The organism is Paenibacillus sp. LS1 (genome assembly GCF_026013365.1).
Taxonomy (GTDB): Bacteria; Bacillota; Bacilli; order Paenibacillales; family Paenibacillaceae; genus Paenibacillus.
This window is the reverse complement of sequence record NZ_JAPDOE010000015.1, coordinates 53702-70902: the sequence shown is the minus strand read 5'-3', so window position 1 is coordinate 70902 and position 17201 is coordinate 53702. Positions and strand designations below refer to the sequence as shown.

Genomic DNA, 17201 nt, shown 5'->3' with positions numbered 1-17201 from the left:
TAAGCAAAGAAAATGAGGGAGTTGAACTTCATGCATCCTAATGCGTTTATCCAAACCATCTATCTTGGTGATCGCGGTTGTAAAAAAATCATCATGGATGGCTGGAATTCGGAAGTGAGAATACAAGTGACCACGATATCTAGAGTTAGAACGAACCAGTGGGATTATTATTCTGACGAAGATATTAATAATGGATGTATTGTGTTCTCTAATGTTGAATCTATTCGGATGGAGCCAAGCGGCTATATACCAAACGATAGCATTAATTATTTGAAAGTGGATGAGTTGGCAGAGGGCACGTATCTGTTTACCTTTTCTGCGTATTCAGCGAATAAAGATAACGAATCGGTTGAGGTAATAACAAGTATTACGGCTAACGGAATTCATCTAGAAGACCCAATCAATCCGGATAAGCAAATAATAGATTAATCAATTTTGTAACTCAAATTGTATGGGTTTCGGGGTGTATTTTCAAAGTTTTTTTAGGAGGCAATTTATCATGATCGCAGATTATTTGTACATAGCATGTGAGAGTGGATATTATTCTAAAGAAGATTGGCAGTGCTGGGCAGATGGACAGATCCTAACTAAGAGCAAAGTTGAATATTGGATCTATGACGTTTCTTTAGCCAAAGATATCGTGGAACTGGTTATAGCTTTGAGTGAGATTAGGATGGAAGGACGCTTTTACGTGGAAAATAACTTCTCATCTAGTGATGCTACGGTTGGTTATTATTACCTACAATTTATCGAAAATAGATTAAGTCTACGCAATATCATTGATAAATTAAGTAATGAAGATGACCCAGCGACGGGATCCTCCATACATTATGATTTGAATTTTTATGACATATGGAGGGAAATCGATGCAGACGAAAAGCGTTTAGAAGATCCCTTGTTGATTCAAAAGATAAACGACTTATGTGAGCCCTATAGGTACATTGCAGAGAGACAGATAGAACAATTGCAGTTGTACTAAAAAAAGATTATATAGGAAAAAAAACTTAGAAAGGACGTGAGAATAAAGATGTTTAGAAATAATAGTGATTTTATAGAAAGCTCAAAAAGCACACTAATGAGATAAATTAGTTTTCTTAAATGAGATATTAAGAGTCATGAAGATCTATATTGTTCAGTTTACATTTTGATCAAATGGATTGAAGGTTGATATGTAGGCCTATTCCTGCTTAAGCGGAGATAAGGGATAGGTTTTTTGGTATGTCATCCTCTCCCCTGCACTTTCAGCCGATATTGATGTGGTGTAGATCCTGTGGCAGTACGGAATACTTTGCAAAAGTAGGAGGGGCTGGTCATACCAACACGGTGACCAATTTCGGGAACCGTGAGCGAGGAACGGGTGAGCAGCACACAGGCATGACGAATGCGGGTGGCTTGAGCATAAGCAACGATTGTGGTTCCGGTCGCTTTTTTGAAAACATGAGACAGATGATAGGGAGATAAATGAAGTGTATCTGCGATATCCTCCAAACGAAAAGGCTCATGGTAATGCTGTTCAATCCATTGCATGATGGCTTCGGCATGAGGTTGAAGAACGCTTGCACTGGACGAGAGTACATCCTGGGAGCGGCGCTGCTGCCCATCTTGCCACAGATAGCGAAGCTGTGCGAACAGATCCAATAAAAAGAGGTGTGTATCCTCCTCTACTTCGTGGGGAAGCAGACCTGGATATGTATCTGCATATTGCTCCATTCGTTGAACGAGTGGGGAAGTGTCAGCAAGTCGGATCGGCTGAATGGGGGATTGCTCTCCCAGCAGATCTTGTATGAAGTGGTGAGTCGCCACAAAATGCGACCAAAGTGCCTTCAATATATCAAGCTCAACCATGAGTACATTTCGAATGAAAGGCTGCTGTCTGGATACTTGAATCTGGACGTGATGCAATTGAAAAGGTCGAAAAATCATGAGCATACCAGGTTCAAGAGAGAAAACCTGCCCTTCGGTGATCAACTGCCCATATCCCTCGTGGATATAGGTTATCTCCATCTGCGAATGAGCATGAAACACTTCGCGAAACGTAGTGTTGGATGCACGACGACAGGCCAGATTAAATTGTTCTCCCAGGATGATGGACATCATGAATGCCTCCCTTAACATGCGCAAGATAGTTTTATTTTAGCACAAGATGAACGCATAAAAGCGCTTTATTATTGTGTATTGTGAAGGGAATAAGGGAGGTATGTAACGATGTTGAAAGTGGCGATTATCGGAGCAGGTGCAATTAGTGGAGCGCATATCTCAGCATATTTGGCATTTCCTGAGCGATGTCAGATTGTTGCTGTGGTCGACATGTACGTGGATAAAGCGCAGAAGCGAATTAACGAATATGGACTGGAAGGTGCACAAGCGATCAGGGATTACACAGAGTTACTTGCCCAAAACATTGATCTGGTTTCAGTCTGTACGCCGCCGTATACACATGCTCCAATTGCGTGTGATTTCATGCAAGCAGGTGCGCATGTGCTGGTCGAAAAGCCGATGGCATCTTCTCTGGAGGAAGCAGATCTGATGCTGAGAGCAGCGCAAGCAAGTGGCAAGCTACTATCCGTTGTAGCTCAGAATCGGTTTACGACACCGATGATGAAGCTGAAAGGTGTGCTGGACAGTAAACAGATGGGCCCCATTTTACATGTGCAGGTTGATTCTTTCTGGTGGCGGGGCCACAATTATTATGATCTGTGGTGGCGCGGAACATGGGAAAAAGAAGGCGGAGGCTGCACCCTCAATCATGCAGTGCATCATATTGATGCCATGCTTTGGATGATGGGACCTCCAGTGGAATTGCAGGCGATGATGGCGAATACGGCACATGATAATGCCGAAGTTGAGGATATATCCATGGCGATGCTTCGCTTCCAGGAAGGGGCGCTTGGCATGATTACCAGTTCGGTCGTGCATCACGGAGAGGAGCAGCAGTTAATTTTTCAGGGCAAAGAAGCCCGGGTATCTGCACCGTGGAAAGTGGTAGCTTCTACTGCACGGAGTAACGGATTTCCGGAATCCAATCAAGAGCTGGAACAGCAGATTCAGAAGCTGGCTGACGAATTACCGGATGTTGTTCATGTCGGTCACGCTGGGCAAGTTGAGAATGTGTTAAACGCTATTGAGACAGGATCACCCCTTCTAGTAGATGGAGAAAGTGGTCGAAATACGCTTGAACTGATTGTGGGTATCTATAAGTCGGCAAGCACGGGAGAAAAGGTTATTTTTCCAATAGGGTCGGAAGACGCGTTTTACACAAGAGAAGGAATTATGCAACATGCCGTACACTTTTATGAAAAGAAGACGACGGTAGAGAACTTCGAGGATTCGAGTATTACGCTGGGTAGCAAGTTGGATTCGTAGTTTTTTTACGTGAAAAGGATGCCCCCTCACAATACAGTGAGATCGGCATCTTTTTTTGTTTTAGGTCGATTACACCTACATCACCACCAAAATCAGTAAACCCGGTGCTTCCATCCATTTAACTTCGCAACCGCTTCCAGATAATAATAATCCCCATAGATCAGAGAGACATAGATGAAGGAATTACCGCTGCCTGTAGCGTGCAACAAAATCGATTCACGCTCGGGTTGATCCCAGACAGCATAGTTCTCGGTTAAAGAACGAAGGATACGTTCAGCTGCATTTGTGTAAAGGCGTTTCTCGCCTTCGGGAACGACGGCGGCCAGCTCTAGAAGACCGGATGCACCAATGGCTGCGGCGGAACTGTCGCGGGACTGGCCTTCCAGCGTCGGAAGTCTGAAATCCCAGTAGGGGACATGATCCTCTGGCAGCGCAGCAATAAAGTAATGTGCGATCCGTTTCGCTGTGTTCAGGAATCGTTCATCCTGGGTATACCGATACGTGTTGGCGAATCCATAGAGACCCCATGATGTACCTCGACTCCATGATGAATCCGGGGCATATCCTTGACCACCAAAACATTCAATATATCGTCCATCTTCTGGATCAAAGGAGATGATATGTTTGGTCGATCCATCTTGTCGGACACCATATTGCATGGTCGTTTCGGCATGATTGAAGGCAATATGTCTGTACCGAGGGTCACCCGTCACTTCAGAGGCCCAGAACAACAGAGAGATATTCAGCATGCAATCAATGATGGCCCAACCGTATTTATCCTCATTCCAGGCTCGAATGAATTTCCCTGCCGGATTGTAACGACCTGCGAGGAAATTGGCTGCCTCCAGACCACGTCTGAGCGCATCCTCGTCACCTGTGATCTTGTGTTTGATAACAGCGGTGGAGAGGAACTGGAAGCCCACATCATGATGAAGCTCCACGGTAGGTTTAACAAACCATTGCTCCAGCATCTCATCCCACGACCATGCCGTATCCCGATAGGATTGTTCACCCGTCATATCATACATAATCCATAACATGCCAGGCCAGAAACCGGAAGCCCACCAGTCGGTATTGATGTTATCATACTTGCCGTCTTTCCCTGCAAAATGAGGGCATTTATCTCCAATATGTTCTTTCATTTCACCTAATTTTCGTTCCAATCTCTGCATTACTTCTTTCCAATATGTGGTTGTAACAGCCGATCCTGGTTTAGTCATATCCAGCCTCCTGAGTGTAGAATTCGAAAGTAAGATAACGCGTTCTCATGTGCTCAGTATATCTTTTTTCATTCACACAAAGTTGTGTTAGGATATGAAGAAATGTTGTTCTGTTGTCATCATAGGAGAGGGTGAACAGGGATGTTGGAGCGTGTCGAATTTGGAGGATCTACGTTAGCGTGGGATTATCAAATCAAGTCTGTAGACCATTTCAAAGGATATTATCATTGGCATCAATGTGGAGAATTTCTATACGTTCATCAAGGTGAGGGAATAGTAGTCGTTAACAATCATACCTATCCGATTCGCCAAGGCATGCTGTTCTTTTTCCAACCTTATCAATTGCATCATGTCTATGCAGAAGTTCATCCCAATACCCCGTATGAGCGAAATATCTTCTATGTAGAGCCTATAGTCATGGATCGTTATCTGCAAGCGTTCCCGCATCGGCGTTCTTTTTTTTCGAGATTGTGGAATGGGCGCAATCAGCAGCAAGTTTTTAACCTGAGTTCCCACATGGATCAACTGGATTGGATGTATGAGAGCTACAATCAGTCTCGTAGTCGTGTTGGGGGAGAATGGGAGGAATCGGTGCTGTTTTTGCTTCAGATATTGAGTGTCTTGGATCAACAAAAAGAGGGAGCAGATGAAGCGCTATCACAGTTAACGGATTCACGTCATCTGAGACACTCGGAGAAGATGATGCGATGGATTGAAGAGCATTTCGAATATGAGATGAGATTGGATCAGATGGCGGCAGATGTTCATCTGTCCAAATCGTATGCTTCCCGCATTTTTCATCAAGAGACAGGTAGCAGCATTACGGATTACGTTACAGCTCGAAGGTTGAAGCAAGCCTACTTGCTCCTTGAGACAACAACACTTTCGGTGGAGGAGATTGGCAGACGTGCCGGATTTCCGAATGGCTCGTATTTCATCCAATTATTTCGCAAATCTGCCGGGACAACCCCGCTGCAGTATCGACAACAATTTGAACGGAGCAGTAAGCATTAATTTGGATTGAAAAAATAGCGTTATTACGTCTCTATATACAATTAGTATTCACCGTTGGAAGTGAAAAAATCCCGGATGCGGATTGCACTAGCCATTTGCTAAATGCGATACTCCACCTCCGGGATTACACAGCGTCACCTTCAAGCAAATAAACCATAATGATTCCTCAAAATGTTACAGCCACTTATCAGCCCAACGTTCCACGGCGCTTAGCGCTCTCCCCAGTTCCGTGCCTTTTCGTGACAACATATATTCAGTTCGAACTGGACGTTCCGTGACCACATGGCGAACCACAAGTCCTTCTTCCTCCAATTCCTTCATTCGCTCATTTAACACACGTTTGCTCAAGTCAGGGATATAAGCGTGAATCTCACTGAAACGTTTGGGTTCCTCCATCAACGCATGAATAATGAGGGCTACCCATTTTCGGCCAATGATCTGATAAGATTGTTCCACTTTTGTGCATATTTGCTTGGCATTCTCATCATCGCTCATGATTGTACTCCTTTGATTTAATATTGCTTGTAATATCATTAGTATACTTATTGTAACCTACATGTCCACAGGCCATATGTGTAAAATGTCACATACCAATTGTTCTTAATGTTACCACATAAAGCGTTATCATCAAATAAAAACCCTATAAACACTGGAGTTCACAGGTTCGACACGATTGTTGACGAATTGTGACGACAGGTGTAATATGGGTAACGTTAATTCAAATGGTTACAATTTATAACCTAAAAACAGGTTGTGGAGAGAAGGAATGTTCCATGGTTGAATTCAGGTGCGCTATATAAACGGAGGCAAGGCGGGGAACACACCCACTTATTCCGTCTTTTGTCATGCTTGGATTTGAACATTTTGCAACATCATATACTATACTGCACAGATCACAGGAGGCACTCCAATGGATGCAATGACATTTGTCCTGTTCGGGGCAACAGGCGATTTAGCCAAACGCAAGATTTACCCTGCATTATATAACTTGTACATGGATCAGAAAATGCCGAAATCCTTCTCCGTTATCGGGTTGGGACGACGTGAATTGTCGGATACAGAATTCCAGGCGAATGTTGAAAAGTCACTGCATGAATTCTCACGTCAGACGCCGGAAGAAGCATCTCAGGTTCGTGATTTCATTGGCGCTTTCCGTTATTGTTCTTTAAATAATACGAAGCTTGAAGATTACACCAAACTATTGGAACTGGTTCAACAGCGTGAACAAGAGCTTAACATTCCCGAAAATCGCATGTTCTACATGTCGGTCGCACCGGAATTCTTTGAACCAATTGCATTGAACATTCAGGAAAGTAGCCTGGGTAACACCAAAGGCTGGAAGAAACTGATTATCGAAAAACCATTCGGACACGACCTGCAATCAGCTCGTGATCTGAACGAAAAATTGAGCAATACCTTTGCGGAAGAAGAAATCTATCGCATTGACCATTTCCTTGGTAAACCAATGGTTCAAAATATTGAGACGCTCACCTATGCAAATCCTGTGATTCAGGCGCTGTGGTCTAACCGCTATATCGCCAATGTACAGATTACTGCAAGCGAGACGGTGGGTGTTGAAGAACGTGCCGCGTATTACGACCAAAGCGGTGCCCTGCGAGACATGTTCCAAAACCATATGCTTCAGTTGCTGATGATGATTGGTTTGCATTTGCCAAAACGCTGCACACCGGAAGAGATTCAATTCAAAAAGCAAAAGATTGCTGAAGCGCTTCGTCCTTTGACAAAAGAAAACGTCGCTTCTGAAGTTGTTCGTGCGCAATATGCTGCAGGCGAGTTGCAAGGTGCTTCGGTTGTTGGATATCTGGACGAGCCTGGCATCCCTGCTGGATCTCAGAACGAGACGTATGTTGCCGCGAGACTGTGGATCGATGATCCATTCTGGAGCGAGGTTCCATTTTACATCCGTACAGGTAAACGCCTGGCTGAAAAATCCACCCGAATCGTTGTTGAATTCAAGGCTCCACTGAAGACCGGCCATGAATCCGAAAATACAACGGAACCTAACCTGCTGACGATTGAGATTGGTCCAGGAGAAAGCATCTCGCTTCAATTAAATGCGAAGAATCCATTGAACCATGGTGAAGTGGAACCAATGCATATGACCTTCAACTCGGGTAAACGTAACATTCCTGAAGCTTACGAGAATCTGATCTTTGATGCGATGCGTGGAGATTCCACCTTCTTCGCTCACTGGAACGAAGTGGAGCTGGCATGGCAATGGGTGCAACCGATTCAGGAAGCATTCGAAGCGGGCAGCGTGCCACTGGATACGTACAGTGCAGGTTCGCATGGACCAGAGTCAGCAGATCGCCTGACAGCAGTAGACGGTTACCGTTGGTGGTAAGTGTACCGAAAAAGTAAGCATAAGAGAAAAGAACGACAATACGTGCTGCTCACCATTGAACATTTTGAACAAACCAAATTGCGTCTTCCAAGTCAGCAGGATATAGAAGGAAATGTTTTATTTCCCTAGAGCTTGTACTCGTAAGCGAGTTTGGATTGAATGATGCAAAATGCTGATATATACAGTATCAATTATGAATTATACCGTTCCAATTTTGCATAAGCCCTTCCGGTTATGATTACCGGAAGGCCGTGAAAATTTTTGAATATAGATTTGTGGTTCAGTTTTAAAATGAGTTGGCTTGAACGCTGAGAATGTAGTGTAGGGGACGAAATCGATTCTGAAGAAGCAAAGCGTTCGCCTTTATCCCCGGATTTTCTCCTAATATAGGAGATTCAAAAAATCTGGGGATAACAGCGATCAAAAGAACGATTCGTGACCGGAACGGTTACTTCTCCAAACGTTAAGCACTTATTTTTAATTTTGAACGCAAATGAAAATTAAACATTGTTCATAACAGGAGGATTTTGAAATGAAACTTGGACTTGTCGGATTAGGAAAAATGGGATTGAACCTGGGTAGAAACCTGATTGATCACAAACACGAAGTGGTTGCTTTTGACCTGAACGCTGAAGCAGTAAAAGAAATGAAAGAATACGGCGCTGAAGGCGTATCTTCTTACGCAGAGATGGTGGCTTCACTCGAATCCCCACGTGTATTGTGGATCATGGTTCCCCACAACGTAGTAGACGCTGTATTGGCTGAAGTTAGCCCGTTGCTCTCCAAAGGCGACATCATTATTGAAGCAGGTAACTCCCACTACAAAGAATCCATCCGTCGCTACGAAGAGATGAAACCTAAAGGCATTCACTACATGGATGCAGGTACATCTGGCGGTATGGAAGGCGCACGTAATGGCGCATGTTACATGATCGGTGGAGACCCGGAAGCTTGGGCAATCGTTGAACCGGCATTCAAAGATACTTCCGTAGAGAACGGCTACCTGTATGCAGGTAAAGCGGGCAGCGGTCACTTCCTCAAAATGGTTCACAATGGTATCGAGTACGGTATGATGGCATCCATCGGTGAAGGTTTTGACGTATTGGAGAAAAGTGGATTTGATTTCGACTTCGAACAAGTGGCTCGTGTATGGAACAACGGTTCCGTTATCCGCTCTTGGTTGATGGAGCTTACAGAACGTGCATTCTCCAAAGATGCGAACCTTGATGAGATTAAAGGCGTAATGCACTCTTCTGGCGAAGGACGTTGGACGGTAGAAACGGCATTTGACCTTCAAACAGCTACACCAGTTATCGCTTTGTCCTTGCTGATGCGTTACCGTTCCCTGGAGACAGATACATTCACAGGTAAAGTAGTAGCAGCATTGCGTAACGAATTTGGCGGTCACGCTGTAGAGAAAAATTAAATTTATATATAACTGTTAACATATGATGAACATCGGGTAATGACTTATATCGTGTTTACGAATTCATCAAGTGGAGGTAACATATCATGAAATTTTTCTTGGATACAGGGAATGTGGGAGAAATCAAACGGATCGAACGTCTGGGTCTGGTGGATGGAGTCACGACCAACCCGTCTTTGATTGCCAAAGAAGGTCGCGTATTTAAAGAAGTCATTCAGGAGATCTGTGGCGTTGTTAAAGGCCCAGTCAGTGCTGAAGTTATCGGTCTCAAAGCCGAGGATATGTTGAAGGAAGCTTATGAAATTGCAGAATGGGCACCGAATGTAGTCATTAAATTGCCGATGACCGAAGATGGGCTATATGCTTGTCATGAGTTGACGCAAAAAGGGATCAAAACCAATGTAACGCTGATCTTCTCCGCAGCACAGGGCCTGATGGCGGCGAAAGCCGGTGCAACCTACATCAGTCCATTCGTTGGGCGCTTAGATGATATTGCGGTGGATGGTATGAAACTGATTCGTGATCTGCGTCTGATTTTGGACATGTATGATCTGCCTTCCGAGATTATCGCAGCAAGCATTCGCAATATCAAACATGTAGAAGATGCAGCCCTTTCCGGTGCGCACATTGCCACCATTCCGGGTTCGCTCTTGCCAACTCTTTGGAAGCACCCACTGACGGACAGCGGCATTGAACGTTTCCTGAAAGATTGGGAATCTGTTCCGAAATAAAAGGATAGACGTTGCCTGAGTTTTTGGGTGGTCTGAACATAATGTCTCCCGCCATGCAGATTAATCTGCGGGCGGGAGTTTTTTTTATCTCTGTTTTCGTATTTTCCTATTAGCAATGGTGAAGACTTGTCTCTTTTAACTTGTTATTACTTTCTGTCCAGTGTCCACGTACTGTCCTTCTTTTTCGGGACAACGGTGCATAAGGTTAACATATAGCCTATAGCTCATCCCGTAGGGGAGGGACACTTCGATGATGAGAAGAAGATGGCGAAGCCGGAGACGCCGTAAGCCGCCCAGCGGCAAACGCAAAATGTGGTTGATCATTTTATTGGTCACCGCGTTTTGTTTAATGCAGGGTTTTGCCTATGTAGATAAGAAAATGAAGCCCCCAATCATGCACTTGGCCAAGATTAGAGTGAAGCAGATTGCGACCGAAGCGATCAACAAGGCGATTACAGCACAGGTGGCAGATGGCAAAACCAACGAAGGGCTGATTGACTGGAAGACGGATACCGCCGGGAAAGTGTCCGGTTTCATGCTGAACTACAATGAGCATATGCGAATCACCGCAAGTACGATGAATATCGTGCAATCCACGCTTCAGAATGTACACATGTTAAAAGAAAAGATACCGCTGGGGCAGGCGCTGGGCAGTCCCGTGATGGCTTCATTTGGTCCAAGTATACCGGTTCGTATTGAGCCTCAAGGCGCTGTCAAAGTGGACTTGAACACCCGTCAGCAGAATGCAGGCATTAACATGATCTTGGTGGAAGTGTACATTCATATCATTGCTGAGGTCGCGGTTGTGGTGCCCTTCGATATGGAGCCCGAAACGGTCGATACGGAAATCCCGATTTCCTATCTTTTGGTTGTCGGGGATGTGCCCATGTATTATTACGATAATCAGGGCAAGCCGGTAGGAAGCAACGGCGGTAATGCCCCGGCTATTGCGCTGCCATCAGGTCATACGGGTGTATCAAGCGGTAATGGAGTGACGACAACTCCCCCAAGCCAGAACCAGCAACAAGCGCCGTCAGACCATTTGCAAGGGAACGAGCTTGAATTTGAGCCAGATTTGCCTGATATCAATGGCGGAGTGCAGCCTAATAAGGACGCGCAGCCGTGAATCACATTTTAATAAGTAAAGCGAAAAGGGACCTCTATCCAAGAGGTCCCTTTTTTGAATGCATATTGCACTCTAAGCCGAAGAGAATCCACTTAATTCCGCCAAATTATAGACTTGGATTGAATTAAGCGGTGTACTCCAAATTGCTTCCACTTACTGAGTATATTCTCGACTCACTTGCTCTTATTCTTCTTCTGTTTGCGTTCATCCTGTTCCCAATGTTTCAGCTGTGGATAAGGATCGAACGACCATTCGTGCAGTCCGCTGTCCCGGTAGATCCCATAGTGCAGATGTGGAGGAAATTTGCCCTGTGTCCCAGGTTTCCCGTACCCCGAACTGCCAACCCAACCTACGACCTGACCGGGAATAACCACTTCACCGATGCGTGCGCTCTTGTCAAAACCAGAGAGATGGGCGTAGTAATGATAATGGTTGTTCAAATCCCGAATTCCGATGCGCCAGCCGCCAAACGGGTTCCAGCCTTTGATCTCCACGACCCCGTAACAGGTGCTGCGCACAGGTAGGCCATGCGGAGCGAAGATATCCGTTCCCTCATGAATGCGATAGCCACCCCAGCTTCGTTTGGTACCCCAGGTGCTGCGATAGGAGTAGTTGGTTCCAAGTGGGACCGGAAAGGCATGTCCAAACAGATCCAGATTGTCAAAATGCTCATATAACTTCGCGAATTGCTGTATCCGTTGTACAGCACGGGAGTTGTGATAATATTCCCACAAGGCAATGTTGAAGTCTTCCTGCTTGTTCCCGTAACCCTGAATAACAGAAGCTATACTGTACAGCACATCCTGATCATTATTGGCATCCGCTATACCGTCTCCTGAACCATCACGCCCATATCCTTTGAAAAAAAGAATGGATTCCGGATGTTGATCCGTCTCATCCGGATTTAGCCATCCTCTCCAGGCCGGAGAGGTCATGAAGACACCTGTGAGCCGCTCCGGATGCTTGCGATCCTTCGGGTGTGCACGGGTAATCGTACGTTCGTACTGATCAATGGCGGCCAGCCTGTACCAGGGAATCTGAGTCATCTGACTGATGTTCTCATATAAATGACGACGTGCAGCGAAGATTTCTGCGGGCTTCAGCTCAGCTGCCTGTGGTTTGGGAGCGGCCTGGGCGGGTTCACCGTAAACTTCAACAGGCAAGAATGGGAGAAGCAGAGTACCTGCAAGTAATGTTTTGATCCAAAAGCGGTACGTGTGCCTGAAGGTCAAGCGTTGTTGCACTGGGAAGCAGCCCCTTTCCATTAAAATGATACAAGGTACCCGATGAACCAAGCTAAAGGTTAGCGTTCTTCAAAAGTTCTCATTTTATCCATGTCAGCACTTGGGATGAATCGAATGATACAAATTGTCCATATCGGGGATGAATGCACAAGATGTGACAAATGGGAGTTTTTCCAACGCTTTCATGGTATAATATGTTCCGAGCAACAGCCTAACTTCAGTAGAAAGAAGGTTTATGCATTGGCTAAACGTGTTAAAGAACCGAAACCGGATTGGATTCGGATCAAATTGACAACCGGCGATAACTATCAGGAAATGAAAACGATGATGCGTTCCAAAACGCTGCATACGGTATGTGAGGAAGCACGGTGCCCGAATATCTATGAATGCTGGGCCAATCGAACGGCCACTTTTATGATTTTGGGCGACATATGCACAAGGGCATGCCGTTTTTGCGCGGTGAACACAGGCTTGCCAACGGAGCTTGATTTGCAGGAACCAGAACGTGTGGCGGAAGCAGCAGAGCAGATGAATCTGCAACACTGCGTAATTACAAGTGTAGCCCGTGACGACCTGAAGGACGGGGGAGCTACGATTTTTGCAGAGACGGTAAAGGCCGTACGGCGGCGGTTGCCATTGTGCAGCGTTGAAGTACTCATTCCAGATTTTCTGGGCGATCGGGAATCTTTGCAGATTGTAATGGATGCCAAACCGGACATTCTGAATCATAATATTGAGACGGTAGAGCGGTTGTCAGACAAAGTGCGCGCCAAGGCGAAATATAAACGTTCACTGGAATTGCTTGCTCGTGCCAAAGAAATGCAACCTAACATCCCAACGAAATCAAGCATTATGCTTGGTGTAGGTGAGGAATATAATGAAATTTTATTGACGATGGATGATCTTCGTGCGGTGAACTGCGATATTATGACGATTGGTCAATATTTGCAGCCATCGGAGAAACATCTGTATGTTGAAAAGTATTATCCGCCAGAGGAGTTCGCTGCATTGAAACAGGAAGGATTAAAACGTGGGTTCAGCCACGTCGAGTCCGGTCCGATGGTACGCAGCTCCTACCATGCGCATGAACAGGTGAAATCGGCTACCAAACATGCTGAACAGGCGGCAACACACGCGTGATGGAGGAAACCGGATTGGAAGAAGAAAAAATCACAGAACAGATTCAGGACCAGCTTCAGGAACAGATCCAGGAGCCGGTTCAGGAATCGGTTGTTGAGTCAGTTGAGGAAAAGCCCAAAGAACCGGTCATTGTACAGATCGGCGGAAAAAATTATGAAATCGTCCAGAACCACAAAGAGGGCTGGAACCCAGAGGTCTTCCGTGATCGTTACAGTGAAGTGCTGGAGCGTTATGATTATATTATCGGGGACTGGGGTTATAGCCAGTTAAGGTTAAAAGGTTTTTACCGCGATAACCATCCAAAAGCGACGAAGGATTCCACGATTGCCAGTATTGTGGATTATATCAATGAATATTGTAACTTTGGCTGTGCGTACTTTGTGCTTCAGAAGAGCAAGGATCAGCCTCAAGCCAAAGCAAAAAGCGGTTCCTGAGAAGGACCGCTTTTTTTTGTGTTCGTATTTTAGTCAAGAAATGCCGTGCGAACCCGGTTCCAGAATGGATAAGGACGGAAACGCGCGAAACTGACCTTGTGGCTGGATACCTGACAACGGACGGAGATCAGATCCTCCACCATCACGTTTACATGATCAATCGTCATCAATAACCGCTGATCCTTGCGCGAGAAAATATCACAATGATGATGCTTGGGCAAAATAACCGGTGAACCAAGTGTCCGATAGACCCGGTTATTAATCGATGCAATCTCCGCAATCTGAATTGCCTCGATGGTTGGATGCACCATAGCACCGCCGAGGGCTTTGTTGTATGCCGTGCTGCCTGATGGCGTGGATACACAGATGCCATCCCCACGGAACATTTCAAATGTCACATCGTTAATATCGACCTGAGCCACGACGGTACCGTCTACACCTTTTAACGTAAATTCATTAAGGGCGATGTAAGAGGAATTCCCCGACTTTTTACGAATCTCAAGCTCCAAGAGTGGATATTGTACAATACGTGGTTTGAGACGCTCCGGATCTCCCTTGCCACTCATCAGCCGAACTAATTCCCGTAATTCTTCCTTCTTCCAATCGGCGTAAAAGCCGAGATGGCCTGTATGAACCCCAACAAAAGCAATATCCGGAATGCGGTCGATGAAATTGTGAAATGCCTGTAGCATCGTACCATCGCCCCCGATGGAGATGACAATCTCCGGCGATTCTGCATCCAGCTTGAACCCTTCTTCCTTCGCCAGCGCATGAAACTGCTGACTGAGATCAATCGATAACTGGTCTCCGCGGTCTTGAACATAGTATCTCAAGATGAAAGCTCCTTTGTGGTCATTATACTACCGATGATAATCAATTCCGCGGAAGAACACAACGTTTGGAAGCATATTCAGTGAAATATAGATGAATAGTGGCCTTATTTTTTTGCATGTCTTGGCAGGAGTAGAGAACTTAATATTGCTAAGATGATCAACAACACGATGAGGCTTGCAAAAACAATCATTCCCGACAGGAAGATCAGTCCCCAGTCCGGTGTATACGTCGATAATGATGGGATGAAACCGGGATCCATGAGAACGGGGGAAGAAGAACGCCCCATCATGGGTGTCCACAACAGCAGGACTAATACAGGTGCGATTAACGCATGAATGGCTCTGGCAAATAGAAAGGGACCATATCTCATGGGTGTGTTGCTAAGGACACTCATAATCTGCGCATGGACGGATAATCCGCCCCAGGAGAGAACAAAGGCTGCTGCCGCTACCTTATAGACGAGAGGGATGGATGCCCCGGCACTCCCAGCCTCTTTGTTCCCCAGCGTTACTTCAAATAGTCCACCGACCAAGCTAGGAGATAAGGATGGAGGCAATCCGGTATGCCGTAGCAATTGCTCGGTAATCCCGTACAGTCCGCCAAGCCAACCGGTCTGCACAAGTAACTCCATCATGACCGAGAAGAATACAACCAGCCCCCCTACGATAATAATAAGGCGAAGGGATGAGGAGACTGCCTGGCGCAACAGTTCACCAAATGCCCGTCCGTCAGCCTTTCTTGCTTCATGCATCGCATAGATGGCACGGACCAGTCTGTTTCGATGTATCTTCTCTGCTGGAGATGGAGAAGAGATGTCTGTCTGTGAGCCTTTCGCTGTACCCCCGTGGAAACGCATGAGCACACCCACCAGAAAAGCAGCAGCGTAATGGCTCGCAACCAATATTGGCGCAATAGCGACATTGTGGAAGAAGCCAACCGATACCGCGCCAATCATGAAGATTGGATCGGATGATGTGGTGAAGGCAACGAGCCGTTCTCCTTCTTCCCGGGTAACCAGCTTTTGTTCCCATAACTGGGCGGTCAGTTTAGCCCCTGTAGGATAACCGGATGCACAGCTTACGGCAAATACGAAACCACCGCTTCCGGGAACACGAAACAATGGACGCATTAATGGATTCAGCAAGGTGCCCAAAAAATGAACAATGCCGAAGCCGAGCAGCAGCTCGGACAGCACCAAAAAAGGAAAAAGGGAGGGAAACAATACGTCCCACCAGATGGACAGTCCGCGTACACCTGCGTGCCAGGTTTCCGCTGGGAACAAGACCATTAACACACAAAGGAGCAGGAGAGCGAGTGTGACCAGGACATGGGTGAGTCGTTGTGGAGCAGCCATGAATTCCTCTCCTTTATTTTTTGGGATGGTCGGTGTGCAGTAGGCAGTGGCGCTTTTGCCATCAATATATGAAAAAAAGCGGACAAACAGTACAAAATTATACGTAGAAAGCGCTTGCAAAAGTGGCTGTGTTTTTAAGTGATGTGTGCTAAAATGAGAAAAACGCCTGAACGTCACCTAATTGTCTCCAAGGTGGAATTCAATTCGGATGGAGTGATGATCATGAGTCTTGTCACCGGAATCCTGGTCTGTGCTTTTGTATATGTGATACGTGCCTCGCTGGTACGCTCTGAGGAAGAGGACTGGCGGAGTTATTAATGGAATATCTAGTGCGCCAACCTTTGCGGTTGGCGCTTTTTTTGTCCTATGTTTTGAATAAGGTCCTATATACAGACGGCAGGTTATATGTCCTGTTGATTTCATGTTATATAGGACTTTTTGGTTTTTTTTGATAGAATGGAGATAAAGGCTTTTGTGGCCTGGATATTGTTACTGTTTTCACAATGTTCACGGAACGTGTAATATATGGCAAAATTCGACATCAGAAAGGGGAATCAGACGAATGAATCCCAGTTTGAGTATTTATGACAATCTTGGTGGTGAGAAAGGTGTTCGTGCATTGGTCGAGGCTTTCTATCCGATCGTTCAGCAGAATGAGCAGCTGGCTCCGCTTTTCCCGGAAGATATTCAGCCGGTCATCGACAAGCAGTATATGTTTTTGTCTCAGTTTTTTGGAGGACCAGGGCTGTTTTCCGAGGCGTTTGGCCATCCGATGATGCGTGCCCGTCATATGCATTTTGAAGTGACGGTTGAACGGGCTGAGGCCTGGCTTGCATGTATGAATCAAGCGTTAACACAGATTGGTGTGGAAGAGCCCTTACATTCGTTTATCCTGCAGCGTTTATCTGGGCCTGCGCACCATTTTGTAAATACACCGTAGTTCCGAATAT

The 17201-nt window shown here is 45.8% G+C and carries 18 protein-coding genes; 12 read left to right on the top strand and 6 right to left on the bottom strand.

What is annotated here, in order from left to right:
* Nucleotides 1–30: 30 nt before the first annotated feature.
* The gene (locus OM416_RS28720) at nucleotides 31–429 is read left to right on the top strand and encodes a DUF6258 family protein (RefSeq protein ID WP_264935226.1); all 399 of its coding nucleotides are present in this window, start codon (nucleotides 31–33) and stop codon (nucleotides 427–429) included.
* A 70-nt stretch (nucleotides 430–499) separates the two neighbouring features.
* Nucleotides 500–979 (top strand): hypothetical protein, encoded by a 480-nt coding sequence (locus tag OM416_RS28715; protein WP_264935224.1) that lies wholly within the window; start codon nucleotides 500–502, stop codon nucleotides 977–979.
* 242 nt (nucleotides 980–1221) lie between these two features.
* Here OM416_RS28715 and OM416_RS28710 read toward each other — a convergent pair whose 3' ends face one another.
* Nucleotides 1222–2097: an AraC family transcriptional regulator gene (locus OM416_RS28710; protein WP_264935222.1), complete on the bottom strand. Its 876-nt coding sequence runs from the start codon at nucleotides 2095–2097 to the stop codon at nucleotides 1222–1224.
* Nucleotides 2098–2205: 108 nt separating this feature from the next.
* On the opposite strand from OM416_RS28710, the gene OM416_RS28705 reads away from it, so the two are divergent.
* Nucleotides 2206–3363: a Gfo/Idh/MocA family protein gene (locus OM416_RS28705; protein ID WP_264935220.1), complete on the top strand. Its 1158-nt coding sequence runs from the start codon at nucleotides 2206–2208 to the stop codon at nucleotides 3361–3363.
* Nucleotides 3364–3455: 92 nt separating this feature from the next.
* Here the strand turns inward: OM416_RS28705 and OM416_RS28700 are convergent, their stop codons facing one another.
* Nucleotides 3456–4583, bottom strand: coding sequence for a glycoside hydrolase family 88 protein (locus tag OM416_RS28700; protein WP_264935218.1), 1128 nt, complete (start codon nucleotides 4581–4583; stop codon nucleotides 3456–3458).
* Between the two features lie 141 nt (nucleotides 4584–4724).
* Between OM416_RS28700 and OM416_RS28695 the strand changes: the two genes are divergently transcribed.
* Entirely contained in the window at nucleotides 4725–5597 is an 873-nt protein-coding gene (locus OM416_RS28695; RefSeq protein ID WP_264935216.1) for an AraC family transcriptional regulator, read from the top strand.
* Between the two features lie 174 nt (nucleotides 5598–5771).
* Here OM416_RS28695 and OM416_RS28690 read toward each other — a convergent pair whose 3' ends face one another.
* Nucleotides 5772–6092, bottom strand: a complete 321-nt coding sequence (locus OM416_RS28690) for a winged helix-turn-helix transcriptional regulator (RefSeq protein WP_036605715.1) — start codon at nucleotides 6090–6092, stop codon at nucleotides 5772–5774.
* Between the two features lie 415 nt (nucleotides 6093–6507).
* Here OM416_RS28690 and zwf point away from each other — a divergent pair, with 415 nt between their 5' ends.
* The 4 genes from zwf (at nucleotide 6508) to yunB (ending at nucleotide 11245) form a co-directional block, all read left to right on the top strand.
* Nucleotides 6508–7962, top strand: coding sequence for a glucose-6-phosphate dehydrogenase (gene zwf / locus OM416_RS28685; protein WP_264935213.1), 1455 nt, complete (start codon nucleotides 6508–6510; stop codon nucleotides 7960–7962).
* 532 nt (nucleotides 7963–8494) lie between these two features.
* Complete coding sequence (gene gnd, locus OM416_RS28680; RefSeq protein ID WP_169480654.1) at nucleotides 8495–9388, top strand: phosphogluconate dehydrogenase (NAD(+)-dependent, decarboxylating); 894 nt, start codon at nucleotides 8495–8497, stop codon at nucleotides 9386–9388.
* A gap of 86 nt (nucleotides 9389–9474) precedes the next feature.
* The gene (gene fsa / locus OM416_RS28675; RefSeq protein ID WP_264935210.1) at nucleotides 9475–10119 is read left to right on the top strand and encodes a fructose-6-phosphate aldolase; all 645 of its coding nucleotides are present in this window, start codon (nucleotides 9475–9477) and stop codon (nucleotides 10117–10119) included.
* Nucleotides 10120–10369: 250 nt separating this feature from the next.
* Nucleotides 10370–11245: a sporulation protein YunB gene (gene yunB / locus OM416_RS28670; protein ID WP_264935208.1), complete on the top strand. Its 876-nt coding sequence runs from the start codon at nucleotides 10370–10372 to the stop codon at nucleotides 11243–11245.
* Nucleotides 11246–11418: 173 nt separating this feature from the next.
* Here the strand turns inward: yunB and OM416_RS28665 are convergent, their stop codons facing one another.
* Nucleotides 11419–12489 carry a M23 family metallopeptidase gene (locus OM416_RS28665; protein ID WP_264935206.1) on the bottom strand — a complete coding sequence of 357 codons (1071 nt, stop codon included), beginning with the start codon at nucleotides 12487–12489 and terminating at the stop codon, nucleotides 11419–11421.
* Nucleotides 12490–12729: 240 nt separating this feature from the next.
* On the opposite strand from OM416_RS28665, the gene lipA reads away from it, so the two are divergent.
* Both lipA and OM416_RS28655 read left to right on the top strand, forming a co-directional pair.
* On the top strand, nucleotides 12730–13629 hold the full coding sequence (lipA, locus tag OM416_RS28660; RefSeq protein ID WP_062838003.1) for a lipoyl synthase: 900 nt from the start codon (nucleotides 12730–12732) through the stop codon (nucleotides 13627–13629).
* A gap of 14 nt (nucleotides 13630–13643) precedes the next feature.
* Entirely contained in the window at nucleotides 13644–14063 is a 420-nt protein-coding gene (locus OM416_RS28655; RefSeq protein WP_235599591.1) for a YutD family protein, read from the top strand.
* A 29-nt stretch (nucleotides 14064–14092) separates the two neighbouring features.
* Here the strand turns inward: OM416_RS28655 and OM416_RS28650 are convergent, their stop codons facing one another.
* Both OM416_RS28650 and ylbJ read right to left on the bottom strand, forming a co-directional pair.
* Entirely contained in the window at nucleotides 14093–14896 is an 804-nt protein-coding gene (locus OM416_RS28650; protein WP_036673293.1) for an NAD kinase, read from the bottom strand.
* A gap of 104 nt (nucleotides 14897–15000) precedes the next feature.
* Nucleotides 15001–16251: a sporulation integral membrane protein YlbJ gene (gene ylbJ / locus OM416_RS28645; protein WP_264935200.1), complete on the bottom strand. Its 1251-nt coding sequence runs from the start codon at nucleotides 16249–16251 to the stop codon at nucleotides 15001–15003.
* Between the two features lie 153 nt (nucleotides 16252–16404).
* Between ylbJ and OM416_RS28640 the strand changes: the two genes are divergently transcribed.
* Together OM416_RS28640 and OM416_RS28635 are read left to right on the top strand one after the other, a co-directional pair.
* The gene (locus tag OM416_RS28640; protein ID WP_155984997.1) at nucleotides 16405–16569 is read left to right on the top strand and encodes a hypothetical protein; all 165 of its coding nucleotides are present in this window, start codon (nucleotides 16405–16407) and stop codon (nucleotides 16567–16569) included.
* 244 nt (nucleotides 16570–16813) lie between these two features.
* On the top strand, nucleotides 16814–17191 hold the full coding sequence (locus tag OM416_RS28635; protein WP_145151723.1) for a globin: 378 nt from the start codon (nucleotides 16814–16816) through the stop codon (nucleotides 17189–17191).
* Nucleotides 17192–17201 lie beyond the last annotated feature (10 nt).